This is a genomic window from Limnohabitans lacus (genome assembly GCF_030053395.1).
Taxonomy (GTDB): domain Bacteria; phylum Pseudomonadota; class Gammaproteobacteria; order Burkholderiales; family Burkholderiaceae_C; genus Limnohabitans_A; species Limnohabitans_A lacus.
In genome coordinates this window covers 137,083-146,866 of the sequence record NZ_JASGBH010000010.1, presented here as the reverse complement: position 1 = coordinate 146,866, position 9,784 = coordinate 137,083, and the positions used below count along the sequence as shown (strand labels likewise).

At 61.2% G+C, this 9,784-nt stretch carries 11 protein-coding genes; 5 read left to right on the top strand and 6 right to left on the bottom strand.

All coding sequences use genetic code 11. From position 1 onward, the window contains the following. Positions 1 to 215 precede the first annotated feature (215 nt). From QLQ16_RS13765 to QLQ16_RS13750, 4 genes are all read right to left on the bottom strand, one after another. Positions 216 to 482 (bottom strand): hypothetical protein, encoded by a 267-nt coding sequence (locus tag QLQ16_RS13765; RefSeq protein WP_283225235.1) that lies wholly within the window; start codon positions 480 to 482, stop codon positions 216 to 218. A gap of 149 nt (positions 483 to 631) precedes the next feature. Continuing rightward, entirely contained in the window at positions 632 to 1,777 is a 1,146-nt protein-coding gene (locus tag QLQ16_RS13760) for a 3'-5' exonuclease (RefSeq protein WP_283225234.1), read from the bottom strand. Between the two features lie 117 nt (positions 1,778 to 1,894). Further along, entirely contained in the window at positions 1,895 to 2,902 is a 1,008-nt protein-coding gene (locus QLQ16_RS13755) for a Bug family tripartite tricarboxylate transporter substrate binding protein (RefSeq protein ID WP_283225233.1), read from the bottom strand. A 20-nt stretch (positions 2,903 to 2,922) separates the two neighbouring features. Next, positions 2,923 to 3,114 (bottom strand): hypothetical protein, encoded by a 192-nt coding sequence (locus QLQ16_RS13750; RefSeq protein ID WP_283225232.1) that lies wholly within the window; start codon positions 3,112 to 3,114, stop codon positions 2,923 to 2,925. Positions 3,115 to 3,203: 89 nt separating this feature from the next. Between QLQ16_RS13750 and QLQ16_RS13745 the strand changes: the two genes are divergently transcribed. Continuing rightward, positions 3,204 to 5,027, top strand: coding sequence for a DEAD/DEAH box helicase (locus QLQ16_RS13745; protein ID WP_283225231.1), 1,824 nt, complete (start codon positions 3,204 to 3,206; stop codon positions 5,025 to 5,027). Positions 5,028 to 5,146: 119 nt separating this feature from the next. On the opposite strand, the gene QLQ16_RS13740 is transcribed toward QLQ16_RS13745, so the two are convergent. Next, the gene (locus QLQ16_RS13740; protein WP_283225230.1) at positions 5,147 to 5,530 is read right to left on the bottom strand and encodes a cupin domain-containing protein; all 384 of its coding nucleotides are present in this window, start codon (positions 5,528 to 5,530) and stop codon (positions 5,147 to 5,149) included. Positions 5,531 to 5,655: 125 nt separating this feature from the next. Here QLQ16_RS13740 and QLQ16_RS13735 point away from each other — a divergent pair, with 125 nt between their 5' ends. Then, positions 5,656 to 6,648: a 2-hydroxyacid dehydrogenase gene (locus tag QLQ16_RS13735; RefSeq protein ID WP_283225229.1), complete on the top strand. Its 993-nt coding sequence runs from the start codon at positions 5,656 to 5,658 to the stop codon at positions 6,646 to 6,648. 2 nt (positions 6,649 to 6,650) lie between these two features. Here QLQ16_RS13735 and gntR read toward each other — a convergent pair whose 3' ends face one another. Further along, the gene (gntR, locus tag QLQ16_RS13730) at positions 6,651 to 7,706 is read right to left on the bottom strand and encodes an HTH-type transcriptional regulator GntR (RefSeq protein WP_283225228.1); all 1,056 of its coding nucleotides are present in this window, start codon (positions 7,704 to 7,706) and stop codon (positions 6,651 to 6,653) included. Positions 7,707 to 7,898: 192 nt separating this feature from the next. Here gntR and QLQ16_RS13725 point away from each other — a divergent pair, with 192 nt between their 5' ends. Genes QLQ16_RS13725 through QLQ16_RS13715 form a run of 3 tightly spaced genes read left to right on the top strand, consistent with a single transcriptional unit; the run spans position 7,899 to position 9,765 of the window. Beyond that, a complete protein-coding gene (locus QLQ16_RS13725) occupies positions 7,899 to 8,855 on the top strand; it encodes a 2-hydroxyacid dehydrogenase (RefSeq protein WP_283225227.1) in 957 nt (318 codons plus the stop codon). A 16-nt stretch (positions 8,856 to 8,871) separates the two neighbouring features. After that, complete coding sequence (locus QLQ16_RS13720) at positions 8,872 to 9,408, top strand: gluconokinase (RefSeq protein ID WP_283225226.1); 537 nt, start codon at positions 8,872 to 8,874, stop codon at positions 9,406 to 9,408. A gap of 18 nt (positions 9,409 to 9,426) precedes the next feature. Continuing rightward, positions 9,427 to 9,765 carry a hypothetical protein gene (locus tag QLQ16_RS13715; protein ID WP_100117656.1) on the top strand — a complete coding sequence of 113 codons (339 nt, stop codon included), beginning with the start codon at positions 9,427 to 9,429 and terminating at the stop codon, positions 9,763 to 9,765. Positions 9,766 to 9,784: the final 19 nt, after the last annotated feature.

Here is a 9,784-nt window from a genome sequence, read left to right as displayed (position 1 = left end):
AGCCGGAACATGCGTCCTGCCCACAGGTGCCGACGGTGTCGGCGTTGAGACCCTGTCCCCGATCAATTCAGGTGGGGGAGTTTGAGGTGGCCATAAGTGGGGGAATTTGGGTGGCCATCAGGGCACGTTGATCACTCCTGCACACCCTGCCTAAAAAATTAGCAGGATATGTTGAACGTGGCTCAAACTCTGTCGTGAAAGATGGGGGAAATGGCTCAATTTTGAAAATAAACCAACATGTACTGCACGTTGGGCGCCTGCGCCCATGCACCCACACCGAGCACCAGCCCCAAAAAGGCCGTGCAAATTGAACCCACAACGCCAAAGTTTTGACGTTTTTGGACAGACTGATTGGCTTTGTGTGTCATTTTTTTCCTCAGAACGTGCGCACCCGACGGTCGCGTCACTTTTGTCATGTCAATCGTTTTTTTGACGATTTTGTGATTAATGACGAAAGTGTCTGAGAAAAAAAATGGATTCATATACGCCAAATGGCGTACTTAGATGGTCAGGCAAATGAGTCCCAAAGAACCCATTTGCAAAATATAAACGTCTTAAAAAACCCCCATTTCAGTGGAAATGATCTGCCATCAGGGCATTGACAGGACATGCGGCCTGTTTGACAGACGTGTCAGAGAGACTTCTCGGTCAAATGTCCGGGGCGGTTGGAGAACTGGACAAGGCTGTCCATGGCTTCGAGGTGCAGATGGGCACCGCGCTGGCCATAAACCTCTGCCCGAAGCCATAGGCATTCCGCTTGGAGCAGCTCATCGGACGACAAGCTGCACCACCAGACACGGCCTTCGCCATCCCAACGGTAGCCGCGAGATTTCAGTTTGTCTTTGGCATCAAAGGGGGCACCTGTGGCGCGCAACTTGAAGCGGGTCTTCCCAGCGCCATCCAAGAGGCGTGTCAACCCTGTCTTGCCATCCGCCAAGGGTGATGACAACACTTGCAACAGCGCGTGGCAATCCACTTGGGCTCGGTGGGCGTCATAGAACCACCCTCGCTCGGAAGCAAGAAACTCCAGCTTGGCCGAGCCACTGCCCTCTTTTTTCCAGTCAATCCCCGCAAAAGAGCAGTTCCAGGCTTTGAGGGCAAAAACGGGCAGACGCGCTTCGACGAATGGGCGGTCAAAGCCCGCGTTGTGCGCGACGATCAAGTCGGCTTGCTCGACCAGCGCGGTCACGGCCGCGTCATCGATGCGCTGGCCCTGGACCATGCTGTCGTCGATGCCGGTGATCTCGGTAATCTGAGGTGGGATGGGGCGGCCGGGGTCTTCAAAAGACTCGTACACGGTGACCGGCCCCACAGGCAAGCCGGTAGCGGTGTCCACCAAGACACTGAGCATGGCCAGTTCAATGATTTTTTCGCTGCGCGGATCGAGGCCCGTGGTTTCGGTGTCCAACACGATGATGCGGCGGGTGCTTTGGCCATTGACCAGACCGTAGTCTGTGCGCGGCACCAAGCGGCGCAACACGCGAAAGTCCGGGTGATCTGACAAGGCCTGTGCCATGACTTCATGCTCATCGGCAAACGCAGTGCGGGCATCCTGGCGCTCGGCCAAGGCGGGCGCTTGTGCCTTGGGCAATGACAGGTCAGGTTCTGCAGACAGGTCGGACGGTGCGGACTGGACCAAGATCACATCAGCCTGTTTGACCGCCGGTGCCGCGGGCTTGGCAACTTTGGGTTTGACAGGCTTGGCCTTCGCGGCGGCAGGCACTGCTGCGGGCTCGGCTTCAAAGCCGAAAAAACTCATCTGGTCTGTTTTGCTCATAAGCCGAGATTAAACCGCAACGCCCAAGACAAGTCGGGGCCAAAGCCACCGACCTTCTGAAACCACAGGCGTGGCTTGCAGGTCGGTGGCTTCGGCCCCGACATGGCAAGGCGCCGCTCAGTCGAGCTTGATGCCCAGGTCCACCGCCAGCTTGATCCAAACAGGCACTTCGGCTTCCCAATCTTTGCGCGTCTCGGCCAAGTTTTTGGGCTTGTTGGGGATGGCGAAGGTCTCCCGCAATTTGGCGGCTTTGTCGGTATTGGACCAGGCCACGGCTTCGTCGGCCAGACGTTTGAGGATCGGCTCGGGCGTACCCGCTGGCGCCACCAAGGGCAGGCCGCCTTCGAGGGTGACGAGCTTGGCAGTATCGCCCTGCTCCATCAAGGTGGGCACATTGGGCAATTTGGGGGACCGGTAGCTGCCTGTCACGCCAATGGGGCGTACACCCCGACTGGCCACAGCGTTGAACGCCAGGTAACTGCCCACCGCAATTTGCGATTGCCCCGACGCCACATCGAGCCACATGGGCGCTTCACCACGGTAATGCACCGATTGGATTTTGCTGCCGTGGATGCGGTTGGTTTGGTCGGCCACCATGTGGGGGTAAGAACCCGGCGCGTAGGTCCCCATGGAGGTGGGGTTCTTTTTGGCCCACTCGACGAACTCGGCCATGTTTTTGGCGGGGATCTTGTCGTTGATGCCGACCACCAGCGGCCCCGAAGGGAAGACGGTCACGGGCGTCAGGTCTTTGTCGAGGTTGTAGGGCAACTTGCTGTAGAGGATGCGGTTTTGCCAGAAGGTGCCTGACGTGCTCATGACCAAGGTGTAGCCGTCGGCCGGCGATTTAGCTGCAGCGTCGATACCGATGATGGCTCCGGCTCCGGGTTTGTTGTCGATCACCACGGGCACACCCAGACTCGCGGACAGGTGTTCGCCATAGCTGCGCGCCAGCGCATCGGTCAGGCCGCCAGGCGGAAACGCCACAATGATCTTGATGGGCTTGGAAGGCCACTTGGGCGCTTGCGCCCATGCGTTGACGACAGGGCTGGCAAGGCCAGCCAGGCCCAAGGCCACGGCGGCGGTCTGGAGAAATTGGCGGCGGATGGAGCGATGGGGATTGGACATGGTTGATTCGGTTGAAAAGGTCAGCGCAGTCTAGGGGTGATGATTAAGTTATTGAATTGGGGTTTGAACCCATAGCCTGTCTCTGGCTTGAAATGGCCTTCAGGCAGTTTGTGCGACAATGAACGCGTTGCGGCCTCCAGTTGCCGCAACATCAGCACTTCTGCTGGGGCCTGACCCAGGCAACGCTCAAAACAAGCGCCTGCGGTTTCCATGCCCACCCCAAGACCTATCGGCCAACACTGGTAACTGCCCAATGCAGTTGAATGAGCCGATACCTGCGCCGGACATGGCGCTCTGAAAAATGAACTTTGAAGAATTGAATTTGGCCCCGGCCATCATGCAAGCTGTGCGCGAGCTCGGCTACGAGACGCCCACGCCCATCCAGGCGCAAGCGATTCCCGCTGTGTTGGCAGGTCAAGACCTGTTGGCCGGCGCACAAACCGGCACCGGCAAGACCGCCGCCTTCACCTTGCCCATGCTGCACAAGCTGAGCTTGTCGGAGCCTGGCCAGAACCGTTTTGGCGGCAAAGCCATCCGCGCTTTGGTGCTGACCCCCACCCGCGAATTGGCCGCTCAGGTCGAAGAGTCGGTGCGCGACTACGGCAAATACCTCAAGCTCGACTCCACCGTGATCTTCGGTGGCGTGGGCATGAACCCGCAGATCAATAAGGTCAAGCGCGGCGTGGACATCTTGGTGGCCACACCCGGCCGTCTGCTGGACTTGCAAGGCCAAGGCTTCTTGGACTTGTCGACCATCGAAATGCTGGTGCTGGACGAGGCCGACCGCATGTTGGACATGGGCTTCATCCATGACGTGAAGAAGGTACTGTCCTTGGTGCCCAAGGACAAGCAAAGCTTGCTGTTCTCAGCCACCTTCAGCGACGAGATCCGCGAGCTGGCAAACAACCTGCTCAAGGACCCGCAAAGCATCCAGGTCACGCCCAGCAACACCACGGTGCAGCGTATCACGCAGGTGATCCACCCTGTGGGCCGCGGCAAGAAAAAAGACGTGCTCTTGCACATCATCCAAAAGAACGATTGGAGCCAGGTGTTGGTGTTCACCCGCACCAAGTTTGGCGCCAACAATGTGGCCGACTTCCTGACCAAAAATGGCGTCAAAGCCATGGCCCTGCACGGCAACAAGAGCCAAACCGCCCGCACGCAAGCGCTGGCCGGTTTCAAGAGCGGTGAGATCCGCGCCTTGGTGGCCACCGACATCGCTGCACGCGGCATCGACATCGAAGACTTGCCACACGTGGTGAACTACGAGATCCCGAACGTGTCAGAAGACTACGTGCACCGCATTGGCCGCACGGGCCGCGCGGGCGCCAGCGGCGAGGCTGTGAGCCTGGTCTGCCTGGACGAAGAAGGTTTCATGATGGACATCGAGCGCTTCACCAAGCAGGAGATTCCAGTGCAGTTGCTCGAAGGCTTTGGCCCCGAGCCAGGCGAAGTGGCCGAGCCCATTGCCATGGGTCGCCAGACCTTGTGGGGCGGCGCAGGCAAGCCCCCCAGCCGCGATGTGATGGCCGCAGCCGCCAAGGCCGCACGCCAGGACATGATGCAGCGCATCCGCGAAAACAAAGTAGCAGGCGGTGGTGGCGGTCAACGCCAACCCCGCGCTGAAGGCCAGGGCCAGCCCCGTCCATCGCGCAACGCCCCTCCCCCATCACGCCGCAATGGCCCGCAAGGCGATGCGCCTCGCTTTGAAGGTCAGGGCGATGGCCAAGGTCGTCGTTTTGACAACCGAGGTGACGGCCAAGGCCGTGGACCACGCAATGGCCCACGTCCTGAAGGTCGTGGTGAGGGTCGCGGTCCTAACCCCAACCGTGGCGGTCAAGGCGGTGGCCAAGACCGTCGCCGTGGTGATGGCGACGAATTGCCACGCCACATCGATCCTTTGAAGACGACGCAGTTTGCACGTCTGGACTTGCCCAACCGCAAGCCTGTGCGCACCAGCGGTCAGCCCGACCCGACCCGCACCAGCATTGACAGCCTGGCCAGCAGCGGCCGTCGCCATGGCGGTGGTGGTGGTTACGGCGGTGGCAATGGCGGCGGCAAAGGCGGCGGTGGCCGCGGCTTTGGCGGCGGTGGCGGTGGCAACCGCGGCGGCTTCGGTCGCTGATCAGCACCCCACATGACAGGAGCCCGCAGATGCGGGCTCTTTTTTTGGCATGTGCCTATGGCAGCGCCAGCAAGCTCGGCGCTTGAGCCCCGACATGGCGCCTGCGGCGCAGCTGGCATTCAGTCACGCACAAACAAGGTCACCAGCGGATCGGGGCCGACTTGGCGGCTCCAGTGGCCATGCACCGTGGCATCAAAGGTCGCCCCCTCGGGCAAGGTGTCGGCCGAGTAGAAAAACTCGCCGGGGCCAAAGATGCGCGAACTGCCGTCTTGCAAAAAGATCTCCATCTGGCCGCTGAGCACGAACAACCATTGCGTCGCGCCGGTGCAATGAAAGCTGCTGCGAAAACCCACCGGGCTTTGGCGCAACTGGTAACCGCCGCTGGGCAGCAGGGGTGAGAGCTGGCTTTGCGGTGTGCCTTCGCTCAACGCCACCCATTCGTCACGGAAACGGGCGCGGCCATCGGTGTCGGTGAAGAGGATGACTTTTTTCAGTGCGGTCATGGCAAGCGTTTCAGCAAAAAATAAGAAGCGCCCATTGTCGCCGAGTCAACAGGCGTTCAGGCCCTGTCTGGCATAGTTGGTCGCCATAGACACTTGCTCTTTTGGGCATAGAACGCAGAGACCCGATGAACACCCAGCCTTTGAAAATTGTTTTCCACGGCCAAAATGCGGCCAATTTCCGCCACGGTTTTGAGGCCCTGATCGCGCCCGAGCACGAGGTACTGGATCTGAGCGATGCGCTCGATCAAACCGGTGAGCGCGCTCACTATGAAAGCGCTGATGTGGTGATTGGCATCAAGCTGAACGCTGACATGCCCCAGTCCCTCAAGGCCCGGCTGTTTCATGCGCCGGCTGCAGGCACCGATGCGGTCAACACCGCCCTCTTGCCCGCGCACTGCACGCTGGCCAACTGCTTTGGGCACGAGAACGCGATTGCCGAATACGTGATCGCGGCCCTGCTCATGCGCCATGTGCCGTTGGCGCGGGCCGACCAAGATTTGCGCGCCCAGCGCTGGACCTATTGGGCCGGTCGCCCCACCGCTTTGCGCACCGAGCTGGGCGAGCAGACTTTGGGCCTGGTAGGCTTTGGCCACATCGCGCAGACCGTGGCCGGGCGCGCCAAGGCCATGGGCATGCGGGTGCACGTGGCCAACCGCAGCCCGATCTCGCACGCGGTGGTGGACCAAAGCTGGACACTCGATGGCCTGCATGACTTCATGGGGTCTTGTGACGCGGTGGTGGTGTGCTTGCCCTTGACCGAGAACACCCAAGGTTTGATCGATGCGACGGCCATCGCCGCCATGAGGCCCGATGCGGTGCTGCTCAACGTGGGGCGAGGCGCGGTGATCGAGGAACAGGCTTTGTACGAGGCGCTGAAAAACCGTCAGATCGGTGGCGCGGTGATCGACACCTGGTACCAGTACCCCACGCCCACGCAGGCCGAATGCGCGCCATCGCGCTTTGATTTCGCATCGCTGGACAATGTGCTGATGACGCCCCACATGTCGGGCTGGACCTCGGGCACGGTGCGTCGCCGACAAGAGACATTGGCCGAGAACATTGGGCGCTTGAGCCGGGGTGAGTCCCTGATCAATGTGCTGCGTGGGCCCTTGACCTGAGTTCAGCTGCTTTGCCGCTGCAATATGTCAAAACCCAAATCCAGCTGCGGTGAATCCGGCTCTTCCCCCCTCATCAAACTCAAGAGCATCTGCGCTGCTGCTTGACCGATTTGGGCGCGCGGTGTGCGCACCGTGGTCAATGCAGGCAGCATCTGGTCGCTGCCCGTCAGGTCGTTGAAGCCGGCAATCGCCACTTGGGATGGGACCGAGACGCCTAAGCGCAGTGCGGCCATCAACGCACCTTGGGCCAAGTCGTCGTTGCAAAAAAAGATCGCGTCCACCGCCGGGCGCTGCTGCATGATTTGTTCAAACAACACGCCGCCCAAGGCCAGCGATGAGGGTGCGGGGTTCAAGAATTCAAGCGTAGGTTCATACACACCCGCCTCTTGCAAAGCATGGCGCCAGCCGTACAAGCGCTGCATCACGCGGGGGTCCAGCTGCGCGGCAGCAAAGGCGATGCGTTTGCGGCCTTGGGCCAGCAGGTGCCGCGTCATGGCCGCACCCGCATCGGTTTGGCGAAAGCCCACGCAATAGGGCGCATCGCTGAGCTGTGCCGCTGGCAAGTCCATCAGGTGCACGCAGGGCACCTGGCTGCTGGCCATGAGTTTTCGGGTGGCCGCATTGTGGTCCAGGCCGGTGACCAAGAGGCCCGCTGGACGGTGCAGCAGTTGCTCGCGCAACAGTTGCTCCTCTTCGCTGGGGTCGTAATGGGTCACGCCCATCAAGGTTTGATAGCCGCCAGCGCGCAAAGTGGTCTGAGCGGCGTCGAGCAGGTCCACGAACAGGGCGTTGGACAGCAGCGGGATCAGGATGGCCACATGGTTGCTGCGCTGCGAAGCCAGCGCCCGGGCTGCGGGGTCGGGCACATAGCCAAGCTTGTCGGAGACCGCTTGGACCCGTTCGATCAAGGCCGGGTCCACCGCCCTTTCGCCCCGCAAAGCGCGCGAGACGGTGCTGGCGCTCACGCCAGCGGCTCTGGCCACATCGTTCAAGGTCACGCGGCCAGTGGCGCGGTGGCTTTTGAGGGGCTTGGGCAAAGAATCAGAGGCGTTGGGCAAGGGTTAATCCGGAGCAATATTCGGTGCGTCAGTCGATAGGATAGCGCTATCCCAAAGTTTGGAACGCTGATTTTGAAAATTCGTGGAAAACCCTGATCCACCCTGTTCAAGCCCAGATCAACGTTCTGACCCTTTTTTTGAATAACTTGGACAGCGCTGTCCAAGATCCGATTCTCGACTGGAGTGTTTGACGTGTCCAAACCCGATGTGCTGGCGGTGGCCAAGCTCCACCCCTTCTACCAAAAAGCACTGGAGTCGGCCTTCACGGTGCACGACCGCACCCACATCACCGACCCGGCTGCTTTTGCCGAACTGGCACCCCGCATCGTGGGCGTGGCCGGCACGGGCGAGGCCAGCGTGCCCCGCAGCCTGCTGGCGCAAGTGACGAACGCCAAAGTGGTGTCGGTGTTTGGCGTGGGGTATGACGGCGTGGACGTGGCCGCTGCCATCGAGCACGGCATTCCGGTGACCCACACCCCCGATGTGCTGACCGACGATGTGGCCGACTTGGCCATGGGTTTGGTGCTGTCCGTGGGCCGAACCATCCCGCAAGCGGACCAATTTGTGCGCACAGGCCAGTGGCCCGGCGGCCCGATCGCCTTGGCCCGCAAGGTCTCGGGGGCGCGGCTGGGCATTGTGGGGCTGGGCCGCATTGGCAAGGCCATTGCCCAACGCGCCCGCGGCTTTGGCATGTCGATCGCGTACACCGCCCGCTCTGAAAAAGCCGATTCCGGTTTCAAGTTCTTGGCATCGGCCGCCGAGCTGGCTGCGAATGTGGATTTCTTGGTCGTCATCACGCCCGGCGGCGCTGGCACCAAGCACCTGATCAACGCGGATGTCCTCAAGGCCTTGGGCCCACGTGGCTTCTTGATCAATGTGGCGCGTGGCAGCGTGGTCGATGAAGAGGCGCTGATCGCTGCCCTGCAAAACGGCACCATCGCCGGCGCGGGCCTGGACGTTTTCGCCAACGAGCCGCACGTGCCCGATGTGCTGTGGACTTTGCACAACGTGGTGCTGACGCCGCACATGGCCAGCGCCACCCATGAGACCCGTCAGGCCATGGCCGATCTGGCTTTTGCCAACATGCAGGCTGGTACTTCGGGCCAGCCCCTGCGCACCCCCGTGCCCGAATGCGCGGCGCTGAAGTGATCCCAGGCCAGCCCACATGAGCACCACGCCAATGCGCCTGATCGTCATGGGGGTCTCCGGTTGCGGCAAATCCACCATGGCCACAGCCTTGGGCGAGCGCTTAGGACTGGACATTGTGGATGGCGACGACCTGCACCTGCCCGAAAGCGTGGCCAAGATGCGCTCGGGCATTGCGCTGGAAGACGCTGACCGCTGGCCCTGGCTGGACCGCATTGGCGCTTACCTGTCGCAGCCCCACCCACAAGGTCGCGTGGTGGCCTGCTCGGCGCTCAAGCGGGTGTACCGCGACCGCATCCGCGCCCAAGCCGGCGATGTCTGTTTTGTGTTTTTGGATGGCGACTTCGAGCTGATCGACCAGCGCATGCGCCAACGTGTGGGCCACTACATGCAGCCGGGCTTGCTGGACAGCCAGTTCCGCACCCTCGAAATTCCCCAGGCCGATGAATCCGATGTCATCCGCCTGCCCATCACCGAACCGGTGCAGGACATGGTCGCGAAGGCGCTGGCCGCATTGCAGGCCAGAACGTCTTCGCGCCTGCACCCTGCCCTCTGATTTTTTAAAGGACCCTTCATGTTCATCCGCTGTGCATTCTTCCAAGGGAACGTCAAACCCGGCATGGAAGACGCGTTCAACCGCTACATCCGCGAAAAACTCGTGCCCCTGTGGACCCGCTTTCCGGGCGCGCAAGAAGTGCGCGTGCTGCGCCAGGTCGAAAGCGACGTGAGCGACCCGCACTTTGGCATGGTGCTGTCGGTGCGCTACCCCAGCCGCGAGTCGATCGAGATCGCCTTGGCTTCGGCGGTGCGCCTGGAAAGCCGCGAGGTGTCCAAGGATTTGATCGCCATGTTCGATGGCACCGTGTTTCACACCGTGTTCAGCGCCGACGAGTACGCGCTGCCCACCGATTGATTTTCCCGCTGACCTTTTA